The sequence below is a fragment of the Oceanobacillus iheyensis HTE831 genome (assembly GCF_000011245.1).
GTDB classification, from domain to species: Bacteria; Bacillota; Bacilli; order Bacillales; family Amphibacillaceae; genus Oceanobacillus; species Oceanobacillus iheyensis.
This window is the reverse complement of the sequence record NC_004193.1, coordinates 2,218,696-2,240,942: the sequence shown is the minus strand read 5'-3', so window position 1 is coordinate 2,240,942 and position 22,247 is coordinate 2,218,696. Positions and strand designations below refer to the sequence as shown.

At 33.7% G+C, this 22,247-nt stretch carries 22 protein-coding genes; 18 read left to right on the top strand and 4 right to left on the bottom strand.

All coding sequences use genetic code 11. The features are described 5' to 3' along the window. The first annotated feature begins 342 nt into the window (after positions 1 to 342). Together OB_RS11325 and OB_RS11320 are read left to right on the top strand one after the other, a co-directional pair. Entirely contained in the window at positions 343 to 2,127 is a 1,785-nt protein-coding gene (locus OB_RS11325; RefSeq protein WP_152023705.1) for a sensor domain-containing diguanylate cyclase, read from the top strand. A 340-nt stretch (positions 2,128 to 2,467) separates the two neighbouring features. Then, on the top strand, positions 2,468 to 3,865 hold the full coding sequence (locus OB_RS11320) for a M24 family metallopeptidase (protein ID WP_011066597.1): 1,398 nt from the start codon (positions 2,468 to 2,470) through the stop codon (positions 3,863 to 3,865). A 216-nt stretch (positions 3,866 to 4,081) separates the two neighbouring features. On the opposite strand, the gene OB_RS11315 is transcribed toward OB_RS11320, so the two are convergent. Further along, positions 4,082 to 4,564: a GAF domain-containing protein gene (locus tag OB_RS11315; protein ID WP_011066596.1), complete on the bottom strand. Its 483-nt coding sequence runs from the start codon at positions 4,562 to 4,564 to the stop codon at positions 4,082 to 4,084. 127 nt (positions 4,565 to 4,691) lie between these two features. Between OB_RS11315 and refZ the strand changes: the two genes are divergently transcribed. The 5 genes from refZ (at position 4,692) to OB_RS11290 (ending at position 9,921) form a co-directional block, all read left to right on the top strand. Continuing rightward, positions 4,692 to 5,336 carry a forespore capture DNA-binding protein RefZ gene (gene refZ, locus OB_RS11310; protein WP_011066595.1) on the top strand — a complete coding sequence of 215 codons (645 nt, stop codon included), beginning with the start codon at positions 4,692 to 4,694 and terminating at the stop codon, positions 5,334 to 5,336. A gap of 161 nt (positions 5,337 to 5,497) precedes the next feature. Further along, complete coding sequence (ezrA, locus tag OB_RS11305) at positions 5,498 to 7,192, top strand: septation ring formation regulator EzrA (protein ID WP_011066594.1); 1,695 nt, start codon at positions 5,498 to 5,500, stop codon at positions 7,190 to 7,192. A gap of 78 nt (positions 7,193 to 7,270) precedes the next feature. After that, the gene (locus tag OB_RS11300) at positions 7,271 to 8,410 is read left to right on the top strand and encodes a cysteine desulfurase family protein (protein ID WP_011066593.1); all 1,140 of its coding nucleotides are present in this window, start codon (positions 7,271 to 7,273) and stop codon (positions 8,408 to 8,410) included. A gap of 6 nt (positions 8,411 to 8,416) precedes the next feature. Continuing rightward, positions 8,417 to 9,619, top strand: coding sequence for a tRNA uracil 4-sulfurtransferase ThiI (gene thiI / locus OB_RS11295; protein ID WP_011066592.1), 1,203 nt, complete (start codon positions 8,417 to 8,419; stop codon positions 9,617 to 9,619). Positions 9,620 to 9,723: 104 nt separating this feature from the next. Next, the gene (locus tag OB_RS11290) at positions 9,724 to 9,921 is read left to right on the top strand and encodes an alpha/beta-type small acid-soluble spore protein (RefSeq protein WP_011066591.1); all 198 of its coding nucleotides are present in this window, start codon (positions 9,724 to 9,726) and stop codon (positions 9,919 to 9,921) included. 92 nt (positions 9,922 to 10,013) lie between these two features. Here OB_RS11290 and OB_RS11285 read toward each other — a convergent pair whose 3' ends face one another. Continuing rightward, complete coding sequence (locus tag OB_RS11285) at positions 10,014 to 10,814, bottom strand: NAD kinase (RefSeq protein WP_011066590.1); 801 nt, start codon at positions 10,812 to 10,814, stop codon at positions 10,014 to 10,016. 136 nt (positions 10,815 to 10,950) lie between these two features. Here OB_RS11285 and OB_RS11280 point away from each other — a divergent pair, with 136 nt between their 5' ends. From OB_RS11280 to OB_RS11260, 5 genes are all read left to right on the top strand, one after another. Further along, on the top strand, positions 10,951 to 11,538 hold the full coding sequence (locus tag OB_RS11280; RefSeq protein WP_011066589.1) for a DUF2953 domain-containing protein: 588 nt from the start codon (positions 10,951 to 10,953) through the stop codon (positions 11,536 to 11,538). After that, the gene (ytfJ, locus tag OB_RS11275; RefSeq protein ID WP_011066588.1) at positions 11,519 to 12,004 is read left to right on the top strand and encodes a GerW family sporulation protein; all 486 of its coding nucleotides are present in this window, start codon (positions 11,519 to 11,521) and stop codon (positions 12,002 to 12,004) included. Before OB_RS11280 ends, ytfJ begins: the two co-directional genes overlap by 20 nt. Before the next feature lie 98 nt (positions 12,005 to 12,102). Further along, entirely contained in the window at positions 12,103 to 12,597 is a 495-nt protein-coding gene (gene tpx, locus OB_RS11270; RefSeq protein ID WP_011066587.1) for a thiol peroxidase, read from the top strand. A 308-nt stretch (positions 12,598 to 12,905) separates the two neighbouring features. Then, the gene (locus OB_RS11265) at positions 12,906 to 13,904 is read left to right on the top strand and encodes a class I SAM-dependent methyltransferase (protein WP_011066586.1); all 999 of its coding nucleotides are present in this window, start codon (positions 12,906 to 12,908) and stop codon (positions 13,902 to 13,904) included. Positions 13,905 to 13,915: 11 nt separating this feature from the next. Further along, positions 13,916 to 15,109 (top strand): acetate kinase, encoded by a 1,194-nt coding sequence (locus tag OB_RS11260; RefSeq protein ID WP_011066585.1) that lies wholly within the window; start codon positions 13,916 to 13,918, stop codon positions 15,107 to 15,109. A 146-nt stretch (positions 15,110 to 15,255) separates the two neighbouring features. Here the strand turns inward: OB_RS11260 and OB_RS11255 are convergent, their stop codons facing one another. Then, positions 15,256 to 15,687 carry a universal stress protein gene (locus OB_RS11255; protein WP_041544211.1) on the bottom strand — a complete coding sequence of 144 codons (432 nt, stop codon included), beginning with the start codon at positions 15,685 to 15,687 and terminating at the stop codon, positions 15,256 to 15,258. 127 nt (positions 15,688 to 15,814) lie between these two features. Here OB_RS11255 and OB_RS18485 point away from each other — a divergent pair, with 127 nt between their 5' ends. Further along, positions 15,815 to 15,973 carry a hypothetical protein gene (locus tag OB_RS18485; RefSeq protein WP_011066583.1) on the top strand — a complete coding sequence of 53 codons (159 nt, stop codon included), beginning with the start codon at positions 15,815 to 15,817 and terminating at the stop codon, positions 15,971 to 15,973. Positions 15,974 to 16,213: 240 nt separating this feature from the next. Further along, positions 16,214 to 17,329, top strand: coding sequence for an alanine dehydrogenase (gene ald, locus OB_RS11250; protein ID WP_011066582.1), 1,116 nt, complete (start codon positions 16,214 to 16,216; stop codon positions 17,327 to 17,329). Positions 17,330 to 17,394: 65 nt separating this feature from the next. Here ald and OB_RS11245 read toward each other — a convergent pair whose 3' ends face one another. Further along, a complete protein-coding gene (locus tag OB_RS11245) occupies positions 17,395 to 18,492 on the bottom strand; it encodes a M24 family metallopeptidase (RefSeq protein ID WP_011066581.1) in 1,098 nt (365 codons plus the stop codon). Between the two features lie 227 nt (positions 18,493 to 18,719). Between OB_RS11245 and OB_RS11240 the strand changes: the two genes are divergently transcribed. The 4 genes from OB_RS11240 to OB_RS11225 all read left to right on the top strand — a co-directional run bounded on the left by OB_RS11240 (position 18,720) and on the right by OB_RS11225 (position 22,110). Continuing rightward, positions 18,720 to 19,400, top strand: a complete 681-nt coding sequence (locus tag OB_RS11240) for a metal-dependent hydrolase (protein WP_011066580.1) — start codon at positions 18,720 to 18,722, stop codon at positions 19,398 to 19,400. Between the two features lie 223 nt (positions 19,401 to 19,623). After that, positions 19,624 to 20,433 carry a hypothetical protein gene (locus OB_RS11235; protein WP_011066579.1) on the top strand — a complete coding sequence of 270 codons (810 nt, stop codon included), beginning with the start codon at positions 19,624 to 19,626 and terminating at the stop codon, positions 20,431 to 20,433. Between the two features lie 69 nt (positions 20,434 to 20,502). Beyond that, a complete protein-coding gene (locus tag OB_RS11230; RefSeq protein WP_011066578.1) occupies positions 20,503 to 20,730 on the top strand; it encodes a hypothetical protein in 228 nt (75 codons plus the stop codon). Positions 20,731 to 20,802: 72 nt separating this feature from the next. Then, entirely contained in the window at positions 20,803 to 22,110 is a 1,308-nt protein-coding gene (locus OB_RS11225) for a DRTGG domain-containing protein (protein ID WP_011066577.1), read from the top strand. Positions 22,111 to 22,247 lie beyond the last annotated feature (137 nt).

Here is a 22,247-nt window from a genome sequence, read left to right as displayed (position 1 = left end):
CTTTATATGTTTTATTTGCATAAAATAAAACGAGCGTGATCGTTTCGTTGTCTATTTTGTTTTCATGTACCATCGCTCCAGCAGCAGAGAGTTACACGATACACCTTCTTATCGATTGGATAAGTAAGGAACAAAATAGTTGCAAGCGTCGATGCACTTAGGCTACCTAATTATTTTACACAAACTACAGTATATAATTTATATATATCCATGTCAATAGCCATAATAAAAGTAATAATTTTCTTGGTATAGGAAAATTTGACTAGTTGATGTATAATTATAGTAGAAAATAATCGATTTGGTGATTTAATTTTAAATAATTCGTTTAGCTATGAAGAAAAGGTGATTATTTTGCACGTTTCGAATCAATCACGAAGTAAATTTATAGAACAGCTATACCGTAATATGTCTGATTTTATTGAAAATAAGAATTTAAATTGGATTCCTTCATTAATCGATACAATTGGTACGTATTTAAACTGTAGGGATATTACGGTTTATGAGTGGAATGAAAGTGAATCTTGTTATTATTTAAATTACCATTCTAATAATAATAAAGTACCTTATGTATTAATGGCAAATCATTTTGAAGTTGTTCATGATAAATCAACTATAATTTTAAAGTTAGATTCCTATTTATGCCCTTGGGTTATTATTATAAATAATACTCCGAACGATAGCATGGATCAATTAAAAGTCAATATTGTAAAAATAGAAGTCAACAAATTTCTTAGTACTTTTGCATCTATTTCACATAATATACATATGTCTCTATTCAATAATCGGCTTTTGGAATTAAATAATGAATTATCAGGTTCCACTCACAGTTCATTTGTATTCCAAAAAATAACTGAAGTTATCCAATCAGCATTCCATGATATTACAGTAACCTATTTGGTAACTCAGGATTTTACCGTTCCTGATCATATAAACGTAAAAATAATGACTTGGAATGACGCGACACTCAGTAGAGAAGTGAAACAAACTTTTATGAGCGGTCTTATGCAATTTGATAATGATAATTCAACCGTTTACTTACCTATTACGGGTAAGCAAGGTAACTATGGAGTTATTGAAATGCAAGGAAGCCTTATAAATGGAATGAATAATAATGAAAAATATTTTTTGACTGAAGTTGCAAAAGTGTGTGGTAAATCGTTAGAAACAGCTTTTTTATTTCAACATTCTAGAAATAAAATCGATCAATTAACGATGATAAATCAAACAACTAATCATTTAAATTCTAGATTAGATTTTCGTGAGATTATTAATACGTTAAAGGATCAGTTTGCTTCTTATTCTTCAGACTCTACTTTTGCTATCTTACCGTTAGATGGTAATTATGCTGCAACAAGTGTAGGTAATGATTCGTACTTTGAAAAAGAAGAAGGAATGTTGTTTCTTGATAACTTGAAAACCTATACGAAAAATTATGAAGAAACATTTTTTAGTGGTAATTTTAAAGATAATGAGCCTGCTTCTATATTTCAATCAGTTATGGCAGTTCCCATGAAACATGAAAATAGCTTAATTGGAATTGTATTTATAGGACATAAAGATGAATATCAATATGATTATCATCAATATAAATTAATGGAAAGTATGATACAGCATTCAGTAGTAGCTTTTGCAAATTCATTGCAGAAAGAACAGCTTACAAAAGCATTGGCTGTAGATCATCTAACTGGACTATACTCGAGGAAATATTTAGAAGAAACGGTAACTAATCATATGCAAGAAGGAAATAAAGGTGCGTTAATGCTATTTGATATTGATGATTTCAAACGAGTAAATGACTCGTATGGACATTTAATTGGAGATCAAGTGCTAATTCAAGTTGCAGAGGCCTTACAGGAAGTAGTAGCGGATAATTATATAGCTGCTAGGTGGGGGGGAGAAGAGCTTGCTATATATGCTAAGCAAATTTCTCTTGAAGAAGCAATAAGAATTTCTAAAGAAGCTTGTGAGATTGTAGAGCATACAACCAATCCACGTGTGACAATTTCTTCGGGAGTATCATCTTGGTCAAGTGATGAAAATGATACTGCAAACACGATATGGGAAAGATCTGACAAAGCTTTGTACGAAGCAAAGGAACTCGGGAAGAATAAAGTGGTATATAAATAGAAGCATTTGAATCTGTTATATGCTAAAATTTTATTATACTCAATAATAGTAAAAACCAAGTTGAACGATTAACTGAAGCATCTAGCTTTACGGATAATCGTTCAACTTTTTAACGAATATACTTTAAAACTAATAGTTGCTTTCCTTAAATAAAAAAGGGAAGTCTTTTTCTTATGTTGCTCTAGCTAACCATACCGAGATTGATATATTTGGTTTCTGTAAAGTCTGTTTCTTGGATAAGATTGAGGTTAGTTGCAGATAGAATGTCATATCAATATGTTGTAAATGCGTTGGTAGTGCCGCTTCTTAATTGCTGAATTAAAAAAGAGGAGAATAATCGATGAATCACAATTCAAAAGTACAACTTAGAAATATTCAATTACCAAAAACTTTTAGTGAGGTTGATCCAGTATACCTAACTGAAACTACGATGGAACATAGAAAGAAAAAAATTTTAGAACGAATGAAAGAAGATAAGTTTGACTCTCTGATAATTTATGCAGATAAGGAGCACGGGAATAATTTTGAGTATTTAACTGGATTTATTCCTAGATTTGAAGAAGGTTTGCTAGTACTCAAGAAATCAGGACAAGCATCTTACATCCTAGGCAATGAAAACTTGAAAATGCCAAAACATTCGCGTCTCCAAGGAAATCTTTATCACTACCCGCTATTTTCATTGAGTAATCAACCGATGAATAATGAAAAAAGTCTGGTCTCAATATTCAATGAAATCGATTTCTCAAATGATAAAAAAATTGGACTGATTGGATGGAAAATGTTTACCTCAACTCAATATGACAATTCTACAATCTTTGATATACCATATTTTATTGTTGATGCTGTTCGTAACATTTGTACTGAAGTAAATGAAATTGTGAATGCAGCATATTTATTTATTGGGGGAGATAAGGGAGCAAGGACCATTAACAATGCTAATGAAATTGCTCACTATGAATATGGTGCTAACTTGTCTTCAACTAGTATGCTTAAAGCGATGAATGCTGTTGAAGTGGGGGTGAAGGAAAGTCATTTAGGAAATTTGTTAAATGCTGATGGTCAAACAAACAATGTGGTTACAATTGCAGCTACTGGAGTAAGGTTTGAAAATGCAAATCTTTATCCTACAAGTAAACAAGTTTCTTTAGGAGACACACTTTCGCTTACTACAGGTTATAAAGGTGGACTATCTAGTAGAGCTGGGTTTGTGGTTGAAAGCGCAGAACAACTACCTAATAAACAAAGAGACTATCTGGAAAGAGTAGTAATTCCATACTTTAAGGCTGTGGTATTTTGGCTAGAAAACATTCGTATTGGAATGCAGGGTGGAGAGTTTTATAAAATGATTGAAGATGTATATCCAAAGGAAGAGAATCATTGGCATCTAAACCCAGGGCATCTAGTCGCTGATGAAGAATGGATGTCATCCCCGATATATCCATCTTCAAAAGAGATTTTAAAAAGCGGAATGATATTTCAGGTAGATATTATTCCCTCTATACCCGGTTATGGAGGAGTAAGTGCAGAAGAGTGTATAGCTCTAGCCGATGAGGATCTACGAGGTCAAATTAAGAATGGGTATACAGATTTATGGGGACGAATCGAAGAGCGTAGAAATTATATAGCGAACGAGTTAGGAATTCTTCTACCAGAACATGTATTGCCGCTTTCTAATTTGGTGGCCTATCTTCGACCGTTTTTATTAAATAAATCAGCAGCATTAACATGTGTTGAATAGTAGGCAAAATATAGATAAATTATTACTAATTTAAGGAATTAGATTTACGTTATTTAAAAAGAAGTATTATTATATTTATAAACGACTGTTTTCAAAATCAAAACTGCCTTTCCCTTGTTCATCCAGGGAGAAGGCAGTTTAGGTGGTTTTTCTTATTTCTTGTTGTATATTTCTAGTTTAGGTTCATTTATCCGACTTGAATGGATACTTTACACTCTACTGTAAGTGTTTTGTTAAATGCAGTACAAACTTTTCTAAGAAATATTGGTCTTCTTCATCAAAACGATTGTTAATCGGGCTATCAATATCAAGTACTCCATAGATTTGGTTATTGATGGTGATAGGTACTACGATTTCTGAATTAGTGGCACCATCACAAGCAATATGACCAGGAAAGGCGTGAACATCATCAACTCTCTGTGTCTGTTGCTCAGAGACAGCCGTACCACATACTCCCTTTCCATATGGAATTCGTATGCATGCTGGTAAACCTTGAAAAGGCCCCAGGATGAGTTCGTTTTCTTCCCAAAGATAAAAACCTACCCAATTTACTTCGGTTAAGAATTGGTTTAATAATGCAGAGGCATTTGATAATAATGCGATTTTATTATTTTCACCTTCAGATAATGCATCAAGTTGTTTAATCAGTAGTTCATAATCTTTTGCTTTTTCACCAGAATAATTTTTTTGTTCAAACATATATATCCCCCTAACATGGTTTTACAACGTATGACAAATGGTGACAATCATAGTTTTTTTGTCGAGAATTTATTGAAGGAATTTCATCATTAACTGTCGTAACTGATTAATAAGGAGCTGAATCATGATGAAAAATAATCTGACAAAACAAAAAGTTGTTGACGCCGCTTCGTCATTGTTCTTTCAAAAAGGATTTCATGGAACCTCGGTTCGAGACATAGCAGACAAGGCTGCTGTCAATGTATCTTTAATAAGTTATTACTTTAATGGGAAGCAAGGGCTTTTAGAGTATGCAGTCACAGCATATTATGAAGCGTACCTACAAAGTGTTGAAGCTACACTAGAGGAAGTAGCGCCTCTAAGTCCAAAAGATCAATTGCACCAATTAATTTTTACTATTATACATTATAAGCAATCCTATCATCAATTAACGTGCTTTATACAACGAGAACTCTCTCTGGATTCGGTGTTTGTTAGGGAAATGGCAGTTACTTATTTGGCAAAAGAGAATTATTATATTCAGAAAACCTTTTATGATGCTCTTTCTAATAAAGTTCAATCCGATGAGAAAACGTATTTGTTAATGCAATTGAAAGGTATGTTAATTACACCATATATATTGCATAGTGAGTGGAAAGACCAAATTATTGGCGAATATTCTCACCAACAATTTATTAAAAAATATGTAAGAACAATTCAAAAGTGGCTGGATTTTGTTTTGGTTAATAAAAATGAAAAAGATTTTATACATTCTGGTAACAAACCTTCTTAAAAAATCGTGACGAATACGCAATAAATTTGCATTTTTTTAGCCAAAAATGCAAATAACATGGTATCATTAAGTAAATATAGTTACGTATACTTAAATTTTAATATATATGATTAAAAATAGATTGTAATTGATTTGTAGGTATTCTGGTTGGGAGGCATATTATGGTTTTCGTCATCAGCGTCATTTTAGCAATTATTGTAATATTAACCATTGGACTTATTCTAAGAAAACGAATTTATGACAAAGTAGACCATCAAGAAAAGTGGAAAATGGATATTATGGCAAGGGATGTAGCACAACAAATAAGTAAGATTAAAAGCCTTAATTTGTCCGGAGAAACACAAGAAAAATTTGAACTTTGGAAAGGTCGCTGGGAGCATATCATTACAAAGGAACTTCCAGACATTGAAGATCATTTATTTGATGCAGAAGATGCAGCGGATAAATTTAGAATGAAAAGAGCGAACAATATCTTAACTGAAGGAGACCAGAAACTTCAAAATATTGAAGTTAAAATAGAAGAAATACTTGAGGAATTAGATGAATTGTTAAGCTCTGAAAAAACGAGCAGAGAAGAGGTTGCTCAAATTGTTCCTACAATTAAACTTCTTCGTAAAACACTTTCGCAATCGAGATATCAATATGGGAAAGCAGAGAAATTTTTTGATAAAAAGTTGGATGAGTTTGATACTCAACTGGCTACATATGAAGATAATGTTGAATCAGGAGATTACTTAGAAGCTAATAGACTAATACAGGTCTTAAAAGAAGAAATTGCTGAGTTTGAAATCAAGATGGAGCAATTCCCAGAAATCTTAAGAAGGTGTAAGCAGGATTTACCATCTCAGTTAGAACAAGTTTTAGCAGGTCTCCAAGAGATGAAAAATGACGGCTATCGCGTAAAGCATTTTGGATTTGATAAAGAAATTATTACATACCAAGATCAGCTCAAGAATTTACAACAGCAAATAGAACAAGGTGATATTACCGATGTTTCAACTAAATTGGACGAGATAGAAGAACGTATTACCGAAATGTATGAATCTCTTGAAGGAGAAGCTATTGCTAAAAATTATTTAGAGCAGCGTATACCAGAGTATGAGAAATCAATTAGCGAAATTGCCGCTACTTATGATGATACAAAATTGGAAGTTGAGGAATTACAGAAAGCTTATTTTGTAGAAAATAATGATATGGAACGATTTTTTACCATCGGAAAAACCATTTCTACTTTAAGAGAACAATTAAAAGAACTTCACAAAGAAATGGATGACGATCAAAAATCACATTCCGATTTACAAAATATAGTTGAAGATGGATTTGATAAAATTGAACAGCTTGAAGAACAGCATGAAGAATTTAAAAAATCTATTGAAAACCTTAGAAAAGATGAAATGGAAGCAAGAGAAAAGCTTATAGAGATGCGAAGACAACTTTATGAGTTGAATAGAAAGATAAAAAAGAGTAATATACCAGGTGTACCAGGATTTATTTGGACAAGATTTGAAACGGCTTCTGCAAAGAATAGTCAAGTAGTAGATGTCTTAGAAGATTATCCATTAGATATTGCGAAAGTGCAACATGCATTATCGGAAGCAAAACAAGCGGTTGATCAAACACATGAGCAAATTGATATTATGCTTGATCAAGCATACCTAACGGAACAAGTGATTCAATATGCGAACCGTTATCGTAGCCAACAACCAGATTTAAATGGAAAATTAAAAGAGGCTGAGCGATTATTCCGGAATTATGAATATGAATTATCTTTAGAGCATGCTGCAAAAGCAATTGAAGAAATTGAGCCTGGAGCATTAAAGCGAATTGAAGAGAATCAACTAACTTTGAATAGATAGATTTTATAAAGGCTGTCATTAAGAGACGATATGTTTCTTGAGTCAGCCTTACATTTTTGTAAAAGTAGGTGAGATAGTATGATTTATTTAGATAATAGTGCAACAACTCAGCCAAAAGAAGAGGTTATTCAAAGCTTTCAACTAGCTTCTTCTCAATTCTTTGCAAATCCCTCTTCTATTCATCCGCTTGGTGGAAGAGTAGAAAAACTATTACGTACTGCTAAGCAACAAGCAGCAGAAACGTTGGGAGTTAGAAGTGAAGAAATTATCTTTACATCCGGTGGTACAGAAGGAAATAATACCGCTATTAAAGGAATAGCTTTAGAGCATGGGCAGAGAGGCAAGCATATAATTACCACCGAAGCGGAACACCCATCTATTTATGATACGTGTACAAGTTTAGAGAACTTAGGCTATCGAATTACTTTCTTACCAGTAGACGAGAATGGATTGGTTTCAGTGAAGCAAGTAGAAGAAGCAATAGAGCCTGATACCATCTTAATAACAATGATGTATGTTAATAATGAAATTGGAGCCATTCAGCCAATTGAAGCGATTGGAACTATGTTGAAAAAACATCCAAAAGTATTTTTCCATGTAGATGCAGTTCAAGCATTAGGAAAAGTACCATTGAAATTAACTGGAAGTGGTATTGATTTATGTACCTTTTCTGGTCATAAAATCCATGGATTAAAAGGAACAGGAATGCTTTTTGTGGAAAAAACAACGACACTATTTCCGTTGATGCATGGAGGTAATCAAGAATATGGCGTGCGTTCGGGGACAGAAAATGTCGCTGGTGCAGTATCATTTGTAAAAGCACTTCGTCTAGTCATGGAACAATATAAACAAAATATACAACATCTAACCCACTTAAATGAAGTATTAAGAAAAGGGTTATCTGAATTGAAGGATATCGTTATCCATTCTTCCTCAAATGGAGCACCACATATTATTAATTTTTCCGTACTCGGTGTAAAGCCAGAAGTAATGATTCATACTTTAAGTGAAAAGGAAATATATATTTCGACTAAATCTGCTTGCTCTTCGAAAGAATTAGATGAAAGCAGAATTCTTATTGCTTGTGGAAAATCGCGAGAAGAAGCAATATCTGGCCTACGTGTTAGTTTTTCTTATGATAATACGGTGGCAGAAGTAGAACTGTTTTTAAAAGAACTGCATAATGCAATTAAACAATATAAAGAAGCATTGGGGTAGATAGTAATGAATTACGATCATATATTAATACGCTATGGAGAAATGGCGTTAAAAGGAAAGAACATAAAACAATTTATCATAAAATTACAGGAAAATATTCAACAAAAAATCAAACATTTTGAGGGTGTAAAAGTAAAACGAACTCAAGGTAGGATGTTTGTGTTATTAAATGGCAATGAACCTGAACCAATTATAGAAAAACTAAAAAATGTATTCGGTATTCATAGTTTAAGTATAGCGATTCGAGTAGAGAACACTGAAGAGCAAATAAAAGAAGGAGCATTATATGCTTTAAAGAGAGAAGCGAACGCAAAAACTTTTAAAGTAACCGTGAAGCGTATTTCAAAGGACTTTCCTATTCCTTCCCAACAAATGAACCAGATTTTAGGTGGACATTTATTAGCCAATACTAATGATATTACTGTAAATGTACATGAACCTGATGTCGAAGTACGTGTGGAGATTCGTAAAGAAGCAACGTATATTACCTCAGGAACTATCCGTTGTAGAGGCGGTCTACCTGTAGGGACATCTGGTAAATCATTATTATTATTATCTGGTGGGATAGACAGTCCTGTAGCTGGATTTTTGGCAATGAAAAGAGGGGTTCAATTAGAAGCTATCCATTTTCATTCGCCACCATTTACAAGTGAGAGAGCAAAACAAAAAGTTCTTGATCTAACACAAACGCTAACGAAATATGGGAAATCCATAAAAGTGCATATTGTGCCATTTACGAAGTTACAACAAGAAATCTTTCGAGAGATGCCAAATGATTATGCAATGACAATTATGCGTAGAATGATGTTTCGTATTAGTGAAAGAATTTGTGAGCAAGAAGAGATATTATCGCTGACAACGGGAGAAAATTTAGGCCAAGTAGCTAGTCAGACAATGCAAAGCATGCATACGATTAATGAAGTGACAAATTATCCGATAATTCGTCCGCTAATATCCATGGATAAACAAGAAGTTATAGAGGTGTCCCAAGAGATAGGGACATATGAGACATCCATTCAACCTTATGAGGATTGCTGTACGATATTTGTACCGAAATCTCCTAAAACAAAACCGAAGCGGGAAAAAGTTAATTATTATGAGTCTCATCATGATTTTACTCCAACAATGGAAGAAACAATCAATGGGATTGAGACAGTTAAAATTACGGATAAAACTGTAATAGACCAATCTTTTAAAGACCTTCTGTAAAAGAGATAAAATGCTAAATACAAAAAGAAAAAACTACCAATAAATTAGATGCATGGTTTCCCTCCAAACAACACATTCTATAAGTACCAAGGAGGTGAACTAACATGGCAAACAATTCTTCAAACCAATTGGTAGTTCCAGGAGTGCAACAAGCACTTGATCAAATGAAATACGAAATCGCTCAGGAATTTGGTGTACAGCTAGGAGCTGACTCTACTTCACGTGCTAACGGTTCTGTTGGTGGTGAAATCACTAAACGTCTTGTAACAATGGCTGAGCAACAATTCGGTGGAACAAAATAATTTATAAACAATAATATTTGGCTAGCTACCCTTGTCATCGACGAGGGTAGCTTTTTAATTGTGAAAAAGGACAGGCGATTATGTCTTTGTAATTATAAGAATGTACGTTTTACTCGTTCCCAGTAAGAATTATTTTTTAATTTTACTGTTTTAATAATCGTTTCGTCCATGGTTACATCAATATTTTGAATACGTTTAATTGGTGATGCTTCGTTATCTAAACTAATGATAGGATGATCATTTCCATCTTGTAAAATTTCAAGTTCAAGTTTACGATCTTTATTTAATAAAAAGGAAGATCCCAGGGTACGATATTGATTATTATTTAAAGAGGCAACTTCGGAAACCTGAAATCCATGAATTAATGGATCAATAACTGCACCTCTTGCCGACTTGGAGTAACCAGTACTCCCTGTTGGAGTAGATACAATCATTCCGTCTCCTCTAAACGTTTCAAAATGAAATCCATCGACACATACATTAATAACAATCGTTTTTACAATCGTCGATCTTATGGATACTTCATTTAAACAATAAAAAGGTGTTTCTCCATTAATTTGTACTTTAATTGTAGGAAATCTCCGTACTTCAAGGTCTTCATGTAGTACAGAGTGAATCATATTATCAAAATTGTCTATATTAAAATCACAGTATAACCCAGACTGACCTTCTCGCATAATGCCGGTATAGATACAATCTTGCCTAAATCCAGTTTTTCTGACAGCTTGTAAAAAAGTACCGTCTCCTCCAATACTTACTATGATAGAGGCATCCGAGGAATTCTCTACTACATTTAAACCATTTTCTGAAGATATTTTTTTGAGCGCTTTAACTTTGCCATCCATTTCTTCATCAGGATGATAGTAAAAGAAAATATTTTGTCTCTCTGCCATGATGAAACCTCCAAAACTTTTTTATATAACCTACTATAAGTTTACCATGTTTATTTCAACATATCCTAATAAAGGGTTTAAAATATAGTGAATTGCCTAAAAATAGTTTATATCTGATAAAGAAGAAGGGATTCTAATGTGGGGAATAATAGGAATTATTATTTTGAGCTTTTTACTAGTTATGCTAATAATAGCTTTCGTAAAATTATCCATACATATAACATTTCATCACTCTAAAGAGCAAAGTAGTGTATATATTCAAACGATTATATTTAAATGGAAAATATTTAAGAAAGAGTTAAATTTGGATCAAAATCAAGGTAAGCAATTAAACTATATGAATTTTCGTGATGAAATTTTACAATTTATTAAATCGATGCCAACAGTATATCGAAATATTATTCATTTTTTATCACTTATTGAACTTTCCTTCTTTGAATGGAAAACAAAAGGTGGTACTGGAGATGCGGTAACGACAGGAATATCAACAGGAGCAGTTTGGACTATAAAAGGAATAATTATCGGTTTCTTGCGAGAACACATGAAGAAGGTAGACGATTTAATCGTGGAAGTCACACCAGATTTTCAAAAGTCTTTTATACAAACTGATATTCGTTGCATGATAACTATAAGATTAGGAAAAGCTATTTATGGAATTCTACAACTATCAAAGTTAACGGATAAACAGAAGGAGGATACTAATCATGGATCAACATCCAATTGAGGGTTTAATGACTACAGCGATGGAAAGTATACAGAAAATGATAGAAGTGAATACAATCATAGGTGATCCTGTGAAAACTCATGAGGGAACGGTAATTATACCAGTTTCTAAAGTTGGTTTCGGGTTTGCTGCTGGAGGGAGTGAATTCTCCCCTAGTCAAATATATTCAGATGAAAATAGACAACAGGAAATGCCATTTGGCGGAGGTAGTGGTGGAGGGGTGTCTATTACTCCGGTAGCTTTTCTAGTAATTGGAGAAAAAGGCATGGAAATGATTCATTTAGATCAACATACACATCTTTATGAGAAATTAATTGATTCAGCGCCACAGCTTGTAGAAAAAATGAAAAAGTTAATGAAAGAGAATGAGGTTGGAGAAGAGTCCAAGAAAGAAGAATCTCAAAAAGAAGACAACAAAAATAAAAAGGAAGAGAAAAAATCCTCTTTTCATCACTACGACATTTAAAGCGAATAGATCTCCTTAAATGATGTCTAACATTGGACATGTATTTCGATAGGCTTCATAATAAAATGTAGACACAAGATGATTGGGAGAGATAATTTATGTCAAATGTAACCTTTAAAAACGATCCAGTAACTTTACTAGGTGCAGAAAAGAAAGTCGGAGATAGTGCACCAGATTTTACGGTTCTAGCAAATGATTTATCAAAAAAACACTTAAGTGACTACAAAGGAAAAGTAAAAGTTATTAGTGTTGTTCCATCAATTGATACAGGTGTTTGTTCTGAGCAGACTCGTCGTTTTAATCAGGAAGCAACCAACTTAGAAAATGTTCAAATACTTACTATCAGTATGGATCTTCCTTTTGCTCAAAAACGCTGGTGTGCTGCAAATGGTATAGATAGAGTGGATACTTTATCTGATCATCGCGAAGCAGATTTTGGTCAGAAATATGGCGTGATTATTGAAGAGTTACGTTTATTATCTAGAGCTGTATTTGTCGTTGATGAGAATGATAAGATAACTTATGTTGAATACTTATCAGAGGTCAGTAACCATCCTGATTATGAAGCTGTACTATCACACTTAAACAAATAACTTTCAAGGATAGCCATCCCGGAAATTTGGGATGGCTTTTTTGAATAAACCAATCTAATTTATAATTGTGTAATTCGATAAAAAAATCACCTTTTATTTGTCTATTTACTCAAATGAAGATATAGTAATAAACAATTTATTACTGAAATAGAGAATATATGGTTTAATAACTTAAAATAGTGTATAAAAGGGAATAAATAATAACATAGGTTTTTTTAGGTGTTTTTTTATTCCTTTCTTAATTTTTTACATATAAGAAAAGTGTTGATACAATATAAAAGTTGTCAGCATGGATAGGAGGGTATACCATGGAGCAAACGAACGTGGAACTTATTTTTAATTGGCTTGATAAAACAACGGAAAATGTACAACAGGCTAAAAATGAAACATTCTTAGATAGTCTTGTACTAACATTAGAGATGTTGTTCGAAAAAGATGTGCCTGAAAATTTTGATGATATCGCTAAACATAAATTAAACCAATTATTATCAGAAATAAAGGTAAGTGATTTCCAACATGAAGAAATTCGAAAAGGAATATCTCTGGCCATATTAAAAGGGATGAAAGGATCTACACAACAGCAACATTTAATGACTCCTGATACAGTTAGTCTTATTGTAAGTTATTTAGCAAATAAATTGTTATCTTCACAAAAAGAAGTGGCTTTATTTGACCCGGCAAGTGGTACAGGTAATTTACTAACTGCAGTGATGAATCAATTGGATAAAGATGTCGCTGCATACGCAGCGGAAGTTGATCCTACTTTAATTGGGTTAGCTGTACTTAACGCAAACTTACAAGAAAAAGAAGTTGAATTTTTCCATCAAGATAGCTTACGCCCTTTTTTAATGGAACCCGTTGATATCGTTATATCGGATCTCCCGGTTGGATATTATCCTGATGATGTATCTGCTAGTGACTATGAACTAAAGTCGGATGAAGGACATTCTTATTCGCATCACCTGTTTATAGAACAAAGCCTAACATATATGAAGGAAGGCGCTTATTTTGTAGGAGTTGTGCCTGAATTCTTGTTTGATAGTGATCAATCAGATAAACTTCATGCATTTTTACAAAAACATGCACATATTGTTGGCGTTATTCGTTTACCAGAATCAGCCTTTAAATCCAAACAACAAGCGAAGAGCATTTTAATTTTGCAGAAAAAAGGGGAAGCTACAAGTGATCCAAAACAGCCATTACTTGTTCAGATGCCTTCTTTCAAAAATGCTCATGCAATGGCGGACATCTTAAAGAAAATGGACCAATGGTTTGCATCCTATCCAAAAGGGATTAATAGTAAATAGGAGTGAGAGTAATGAGTAATGTGTTAGCAATCAATGCTGGAAGTTCTTCATTAAAGTTTCAACTTATTAAAATGCCTGAAGAACAAGTAATTGCAAAAGGACTAGTAGAACGTATTGGAATGCCTGATGCAATTTTTTCTGTAGAAGCAGATGGTGAGAAAGATAAAAAAGTAACAGAGATTGCAGATCATAGTGTTGCTGTAAAAATGTTATTGGAGTCATTAACTTCTACAGGGGTAATTCAATCATTTGATGAAATAGATGCTGTAGGTCATCGTGTGGTACATGGTGGCGAGTATTTCTCTGATTCCGTATTGATTACGGACGAAATCATTCAACAAATAGAAGAAATATCTGAATTAGCTCCGTTGCATAACCCTGCAAACTTAACAGGAATTCATGCATTTAAGGAAATCTTACCTGAAATTCCGATGGTAGCTGTTTTTGATACTGCATTCCACCAATCAATGCCAGAGGCTTCTTATATGTACAGCCTACCTAGAGAATACTACGAAGAGTATGGGATTCGTAAATATGGATTCCACGGTACATCTCACAAGTATGTTTCCGAACGTGCAGCAGATTTATTAGGGGTACCTTTATCTAATCTACGTTTAATCTCTTGTCACATTGGTAATGGGGCAAGTGTAACTGCAATTAAAGATGGTGAGTCCATTGATACTTCTATGGGATTCACACCATTAGCAGGTGTAACGATGGGTACTCGTTCAGGGAATATTGACCCCGCTTTAATTCCATATATTATGGACAAGACTGGAAAAACAGCAGATGAAGTGTTGAATGTATTGAACAAAGAAAGTGGTATGTTAGCATTATCTGGATTCTCTAGTGATTTACGCGATATTGAAGAAAAATCTGAAACAGATGCTAGAGCGGAATTAGCATTAGATGTATTCGCAGGTCGTATCCATAAATATATTGGCTCTTATGCTGCAAAAATGAATGGACTTGACGCAATCATTTTCACTGCTGGAGTTGGTGAAAACAGTGTAACTATCCGTGAAAAAATCCTAACTGGACTTGAATTCATGGGAATCTACTGGGATCCAAAATTAAATGATGTACGTGGTAAAGAACAATTTATAAACTATCCACACTCTCCAGTAAAAGTAATCATTATTCCAACAAATGAAGAAGCAATGATTGCAAAAGATACAGTGAGATTAAGCGGATTAAATAGTTAATTCGTCTGTAAAATAAATGACAAAAATAGACCTTTTTCTTATCTTCGGATAGGAAGAAGGTCTATTTAGTTTATAATTATTTAAATTTCGCTTTAATTGACGTACAAAATAAAGAGATTATCCTCAGTAGATAATCATGTTATTAATTATTCTCGAATAACTAATACATCACAAGGAGCATATCTTGTTATACTCTCAGAGACACTTCCAATTAGAAAACGTTCTACAGCATTCATTCCTGTTGCTCCACAAATTATTAAATCTGCATGAAATGTTTTGGAAATTTCCTTTGCGATTTTTACTTTAGGGGACCCATATTCAATAACTCGTGCTAAATCTGTTATACCGGCTCCTTTTGCTGTCTCTACATATGAGTTAAGCAATTCTTTTGCGTAGGTTTCAGCACGGTCAGATAAACTGCGATCATAAGCTTCTGCTGTTGCAAAAGTACGAGAATCAACCACATGGGCGAGGATTAGTCTGGAGTTGTTACGTTTAGCAATATCTAAAGATTTATTAAATGCATTTTCTGCGGCTTTTGACCCATCTACAGCTACTACGATATTTTTATATTCCATCAATAATCTCCCCTTTCTTTTCTACTTATTATATACCCGATTTTAAATAACTCCAATCCTTAAAGGAATAAAATAACATAATGTTTTTCAGGTATAGGGTTAAGATAAAAACATGGAGGTGTTATGAATGTCCAAAAAACAAGGAAAAAAGCAATCTTTGTATGAGGATAATAAAGGTGTCGCTGCTGTACAAAATCAATTAAATGAAAGTTATCAAAGTGGTGTCATAGAAGATCAGCTCCATAACAACCGTGGAATTAACACGTTTAATAACCGTAAGGCATAAATACGGAAGGGGGTAGGGACAAAAGCTTTAGCAAAAGATAAATCGGAATGATCCGTCTTTTGATCGAGACTTTTTTTATATCCCACCCCCTACATAGAACATACCTTATAAGTAATAGAGGTTATGATGTTCAACATAGTTTGCTTGGTGTTAAATTGAAACAATAGTGCGCTTCTTCGGAATATTTGTTACAATTTACTTATCGAAGCTCGTACATCAATTTGGAAAAGAGGGTTATACATGAAAATTGGTATTCCTAAAGAGATTATGAATAATGAAAATCGAGTGGCGATTGCCCCTTCAGGTGTTATGTCATTAAAAGATGCAGGACATGAGATTTATGTGCAGACTGAAGCTGGACTTGGTTCGAATTTTACTGATGAACAATATATACAAGCTGGAGCAATAATTGTTTCGACGGCACAAGAAGCATGGTCAAAAGAAATGATTATGAAAGTAAAAGAGCCTCTACAGGAAGAATTTATGTATTTTAAAGAAGGACAAATTTTATTTACGTATCTTCATCTGGCTAATGAACCAGAGGTAACGAAAGCTTTAATTGAGAAAAAAGTAATTGGAATTGCATATGAAACAGTACAACTGCAAAATCGATCCCTACCATTGCTAACACCGATGAGTGAGGTAGCAGGGCGTATGGCTACACAAGTAGGTGCACAATTCTTGGAAAAACCTAAGGGCGGCAAAGGCATTATTCTTTCGAGCATACCAGGTGTGAAAAGAGGAAAAGTAACGATCATAGGTGGAGGGGTAGTTGGAACAAATGCTGCGAAAATAGCAATTGGATTAGGAGCTGATGTAACAATTATTGATCTGAATCCGGAGAGGCTACGTCAATTAGATGATATATTTGGTAGCTCCATTAATACACTTATGTCTAACTCACTAAATATAGGAGAAGCAGTAAAAGAGTCTGATTTGGTTATAGGTTCTGTACTAATCCCTGGTGCAAAAGCTCCTAAGTTAGTAAGCGAAAAAATGGTAGAGAGTATGACTGAAGGATCAGTAATAGTGGATGTCGCTATTGATCAAGGTGGGAATTTTGAGACAAGTGATCGAATTACTTCCCATGATGCTCCAACTTATACAAAGCATGGAGTTCTCCATTATACAGTTGCAAACATGCCGGGAGCTGTCCCTCGTACATCTACAATTGGGTTAACAAATGTTACAGTTCCTTATGCTTTACAATTGGCAAATAAAGGTTACAAACGAGCTTGCCTAGAAAATGAAGCTTTGTTAAGAGGTATTAACACATTAAACGGATTTGTAACTTATAAAGCTGTAGCAGATGCCCATCAATTGGAGTATCGTGATGTAATTAGCATTATTGGCTAGCAGAAAAAATGCTGTTAAAAAACCGACCTTGCATTTTCGCGAGGCCGGTTTTTTAACGTAACTGTTTAATTCACTATTTGTAGGTTTTTCGGATATTTAGTTAATGTTTTTGGTCCTTCTTCAGTCATATGAATCATATCCTCAATTCGTACTCCACCAACATTAGGTACATAAATACCAGGCTCAATTGTAAATGTCATGCCACTTTGTAAAGGTAAATTATTTTCTCCGTGCATGGACGGATATTCATGTGTTTCGATACCTAATCCGTGGCCAATACGATGGGTGAAGTATTCGCCATAACCAGCATCATTAATTACTTTTCTTGCTGTTTGATCTATGACACCAACGGAGGTTCCAACCACTGATTTTTCGATTGCTGCTTCTTCTGCGTTTAATACGGTTTCATAAACATTTTTTTGTTCTTCCGTTAAGTTTCCAAAAGCGACAGTTCTCGTTATATCCGAGCAATATCCTTGATAAATAACGCCTAAATCAAAAAGAACGAATCCGTTTTTCTCTAATTTAGAAGTGGATGGATGTCCATGTGGTGAAGCTGTTTTCGCGCCGGATAAAGCCATTGTTTGAAATGACATTTCTCTAATCCCTTGTTTTTTTAAAGAATATTCGATCGTAGCTACTAGGTCTAATTCAGATATGCCTTCTTGAATCGTTTCTACACCAGTTTGAATACCGAAATCTGCAAGTTCTGCAGCTGTTTTTAATAAAGAAAGCTCTTTATCTGATTTAATCACACGTAACTGTGCAAGTATCTCTTTGGCGTCTTGAAATTGAGCTTCTGGTAATGTGTTTTGGATCGCTTGGTAACGATCCATTGTTATATGATCTTGTTCTAATGCAACCGACTGTGGTTGATGATTTTGTTTGTTCAAGTAATCTTTAAGTATCTCCCAAGGATTTTCGTGATCATAATAACTTAAGATAGTATACTTCCATCCAGCATTCCTAGCATCGCTTTCTTCCATTTTTGGTAATAAGAAAATAGGGTCAAAGTTTTCTGATAGATAGATTCCTACAATTCTTTCATGTGGTTCAGTATAATAATTACTCAAATAATAGACATTGGCTTTTGATGTTATGAATGCGCTATCTATAGTTTGTTCCTTTAACTTATTTAAAAAATTTTCTAAACGCTCTTGCATTTAATTACCTCCTCTTTCCGTATTTTGATATTATAACAGGATATTAGAATTTTTTAAAAGATGACGAAGTAATTCACTATTTTTAGGAATAGAGAAACAATGTATCCTATCTAAATTGAATTTCTATATAGATGTTTAAAAAAGTAATTGAACAGGGAAGAAGTAATAGTAGAGAATAATTGTTAAAATAGATATGATAATTATCCAAATAAGAAGGAGAGATAATAATGAAAGTATCTTATCATGGTCACTCAGTAGTACAAGTTGAAACAGAAACTCATAAGATTGTTATTGATCCGTTTATTAATGGAAATGACGCTTGTGATTTAAATGCAAGTACGTTAGAAACCGATGTAATATTATTAACACATGCACATAATGATCATGTAGGAGACACATTTGAAATTGCTAAAAATAATGATGCATTTATTGTTGCGCCGAATGAATTAGCTAACTACCTTAGTGCACAAGGTTTGAATGCACACCCAATGCATATTGGTGGTTCAAGAAAATTTGATTTTGGAACAGTAAAACTTACTCAAGCATTCCACGGATCTTCCTATGTAGCTGAAGATGGGTCTGTTATATATGGTGGAATGCCTGCGGGAATTCTCCTTACTATTGATGGAAAAACAATTTATCATGTAGGAGACACTGCGTTATTTACCGATTTAAAAATGTATGGAGAAATGCATGATATTGATATTGCATTTATTCCTATCGGGGATAACTTTACGATGGGGCCGGAAGATGCGGTATATGCAGCTGATTGGATCAATGCAAATATATCGGTTCCAGTTCACTACAATACATTTCCAGTAATAGAACAAGATGCGAAAGCCTGGGCTAATCAAATTAAAACTGGAAAAGGTTATGCAATGAATATAGGGGAAGTTATCGATTTGTAGAGATACAATCTATAAGTTCAGTAAGCCGTAGGAATTAAATTATAGGTTCCTACGGCTATTTTTATATGTTGATAGGCTGAAAAATATGCTTTTTTTGGAAAAATAATAAGTAATTATACCTAATAAATTTTAGTTTAAGTCTTTTGACAGTACATAAAAGATGGTAATATAGGTTATAAGAACTATTAATTACCAAAATTTTACTAGAATTGAGGGTGGCGTTGTGGGGAGAAAAGGGGATATTAGTTTCGTTATTACTAATCGGCTTATTCGGTATGCGGAAAGGCGAAATAATTTAAAAAGTGTTGGAGATCATGTTGGGGAAGTTGAAATCCCTTTGGGTATTATTGAAAAGGGAATTATTAAAGATGAACAAGAATTTAAACTAATTATTACAGATTTAGTGCAGCGGAATAATTGGGAAGGAAGAAAATTGGCTTTTACACTACCAAGTAAATTAGCACACCTCTATCAGCTTTATAAATCAAAAGTGAAAGATCGAGAAAGTTTATTAATTGTGAATCAATGGTCTAGAGATAACCCCAGTTATGGAAAACAAAGAGATACATCAAGCCTATTAGTCTATTCCTATTATCTTCATCATATACAATCATATACAGCGTTACTAAACCAATCGAAAGTTCATGCGATAAGAGCGGATGTTGCACCACAAGCTGTGTATCGGTTATATCAAGAGAGAGTATCTTATATACCAAGTGATGTATTGGTAGTATATTGGAATAAAGATGGATTAACTATGACTACCTATTACTTAGGACAGGCTGTCTATACAAAACATTGGGATATGGAAGATAAAACTTATTTACCTGGACTTTTTAAAAAGTATTATACCGAGATGCTTTTTAATCAAGAAACAATTGCCTTTGGTCAAGTTATTCTAAGTGGTGATGTCGATTATCTATCTGAAGTCTATACAGAAATAAGAGAAAACATTCGTTCTCCGATTTATGTATATGGAAATCAATTTATTCCCACTAAATTTATGGATGTCATCGGCGTTTCTATGTGGTAGATTGTAATAATTGGTTATGAAAATTACCTTTTGTTCATAGAATAGTATGAATAAAAGGAGGGATATCTATTGCGACAATATGCTCTACTTCGATTACTTTTAGCCGTTTTTTTCTTATATATTGCTTGGCCATTAATACCTGAAGCAACGACACAACTCGAATATATTTTTTGGGGATGTTGGCTAGCTTTCTTATTCCTTTTTATTGGAGCTAATCTTTCCACACTTTTACAAATTACACATCCTCCTGTAATGGAACAGAAGGAAATTCTAAAGAGAAAACTTGGAAATAATTGAGTTTCCGTATTTTCAACTGTATAATAATAAACAAGATAACGATATAGTACAGTTGAAAGAAGGTGAATGACCATGTCTACAAAACATGAGCAGATCATTCAACATATTATCAATTTGCCTGTGGGAAATAAAATATCTGTTCGCCAGATTGCAAAGGATCTTCATGTAAGTGACGGTACTGCGTATCGGGCGATTAAAGAGGCGGAGAACCAAGGTTTAGTTAGTACCATTGAGCGCGTAGGAACGATTCGAATAGAACGGAAGAATAAAGAAAATTTCGAACAACTTACATTTGCTGAAGTAGTTAATATCATTGATGGACAAGTCTTAGGTGGTAGAGATGGATTATATAAAACACTAAGTAAATTTGTAATTGGAGCTATGCAGCTTGATGCAATGATGCGCTATACACAGCCGAATTCTTTATTGATTGTTGGTAATAGAATAAAAGCACATGAACAAGCTTTGCATGAAGGAGCAGCTGTATTAATAACTGGTGGATTCGATACGGAAGATTATATAAAAAAACTTGCAGATGAAAAAGAACTCCCTATTATTTCCACTAGCTACGATACGTTTACTGTAGCTGCAATGATTAATCGTGCTATATACGATCAATTAATTAAAAAAGAGATAGTATTCGTTGGGGATATATCTACGCCATTTGAAAAAGCTTATTATTTAACTACAAATGACCGTATTGAACAATGGTACCAATTAAATGAAAAATCTTCACATACTCGATTCCCAGTTCTTGATGATAAATTACGTGTAGTTGGTATGGTATCATCGAAAGATATCGTTGGGAAAACGATGGAGCATCGAATTGACCGAGTTATGAGTAGAAAGCCGCAAGTGGTTCAAGAAAAGACATCTCTAGCTTCTGTAGGACATATGATGGTTTGGGAAGGCATAGAATTAGTACCAGTAGTCGGTCAATCTCAACAATTAAAAGGTGTAGTTTCTCGTCAGGATGTTTTAAAAGCTATGCAACAAATTCAGCGTCAACCACAAGTTGGAGAAACAATTGATGATATTGTATCAAGTAATTTGATTGTTAAAGAGGAAGATGAATTGACGTTCACGACGAGAATAATTCCCCAAATGACAAATCAGTTAGGTACCTTATCAAATGGAGTATTTACTTCTCTTATAGCAGAAGCTTGCAGTAGAATGCTCTTAAAAGTTAAGAAAGCAGATATATCCATAGAGAATATAACCGTTTACTTTAGTAAACCAGTTCAGATTGAAAGTGAATTAACGATTAAGCCGAAGATTATTGATGTAGGAAGGCTCTATGCAAAGATTGATGTCGAAGTGTATAACATAGATCAAATGGTAGGCAAAGGCTTAATAATGGCGCAACTAATCAATAGATAAAGTAACTTACACTATATTTTTATAGTAATAATTATAAACAAAACGACTGTAATCGGATTTTAATTAGATTATCAGTCGGTTTTTGTTTTGCAAGATAAACATGATGACTTTTATCCATAAAAAAAGGAAGTTCGATC

Coding starts and splice junctions, on each gene's coding strand:
- OB_RS11320 (WP_011066597.1), top strand. CDS start 2,468: ATGAATCACAATTCAAAAGTACAACTTAGAAATATTCAATTACCAAAA.
- OB_RS11315 (WP_011066596.1), bottom strand. CDS start 4,564: ATGTTTGAACAAAAAAATTATTCTGGTGAAAAAGCAAAAGATTATGAA.
- refZ (WP_011066595.1), top strand. CDS start 4,692: ATGAAAAATAATCTGACAAAACAAAAAGTTGTTGACGCCGCTTCGTCA.
- ezrA (WP_011066594.1), top strand. CDS start 5,498: ATGGTTTTCGTCATCAGCGTCATTTTAGCAATTATTGTAATATTAACC.
- OB_RS11300 (WP_011066593.1), top strand. CDS start 7,271: ATGATTTATTTAGATAATAGTGCAACAACTCAGCCAAAAGAAGAGGTT.
- thiI (WP_011066592.1), top strand. CDS start 8,417: ATGAATTACGATCATATATTAATACGCTATGGAGAAATGGCGTTAAAA.
- OB_RS11290 (WP_011066591.1), top strand. CDS start 9,724: ATGGCAAACAATTCTTCAAACCAATTGGTAGTTCCAGGAGTGCAACAA.
- OB_RS11285 (WP_011066590.1), bottom strand. CDS start 10,814: ATGGCAGAGAGACAAAATATTTTCTTTTACTATCATCCTGATGAAGAA.
- OB_RS11280 (WP_011066589.1), top strand. CDS start 10,951: ATGTGGGGAATAATAGGAATTATTATTTTGAGCTTTTTACTAGTTATG.
- ytfJ (WP_011066588.1), top strand. CDS start 11,519: ATGGATCAACATCCAATTGAGGGTTTAATGACTACAGCGATGGAAAGT.
- tpx (WP_011066587.1), top strand. CDS start 12,103: ATGTCAAATGTAACCTTTAAAAACGATCCAGTAACTTTACTAGGTGCA.
- OB_RS11265 (WP_011066586.1), top strand. CDS start 12,906: ATGGAGCAAACGAACGTGGAACTTATTTTTAATTGGCTTGATAAAACA.
- OB_RS11260 (WP_011066585.1), top strand. CDS start 13,916: ATGAGTAATGTGTTAGCAATCAATGCTGGAAGTTCTTCATTAAAGTTT.
- OB_RS11255 (WP_041544211.1), bottom strand. CDS start 15,687: ATGGAATATAAAAATATCGTAGTAGCTGTAGATGGGTCAAAAGCCGCA.
- OB_RS18485 (WP_011066583.1), top strand. CDS start 15,815: ATGTCCAAAAAACAAGGAAAAAAGCAATCTTTGTATGAGGATAATAAA.
- ald (WP_011066582.1), top strand. CDS start 16,214: ATGAAAATTGGTATTCCTAAAGAGATTATGAATAATGAAAATCGAGTG.
- OB_RS11245 (WP_011066581.1), bottom strand. CDS start 18,492: ATGCAAGAGCGTTTAGAAAATTTTTTAAATAAGTTAAAGGAACAAACT.
- OB_RS11240 (WP_011066580.1), top strand. CDS start 18,720: ATGAAAGTATCTTATCATGGTCACTCAGTAGTACAAGTTGAAACAGAA.
- OB_RS11225 (WP_011066577.1), top strand. CDS start 20,803: ATGTCTACAAAACATGAGCAGATCATTCAACATATTATCAATTTGCCT.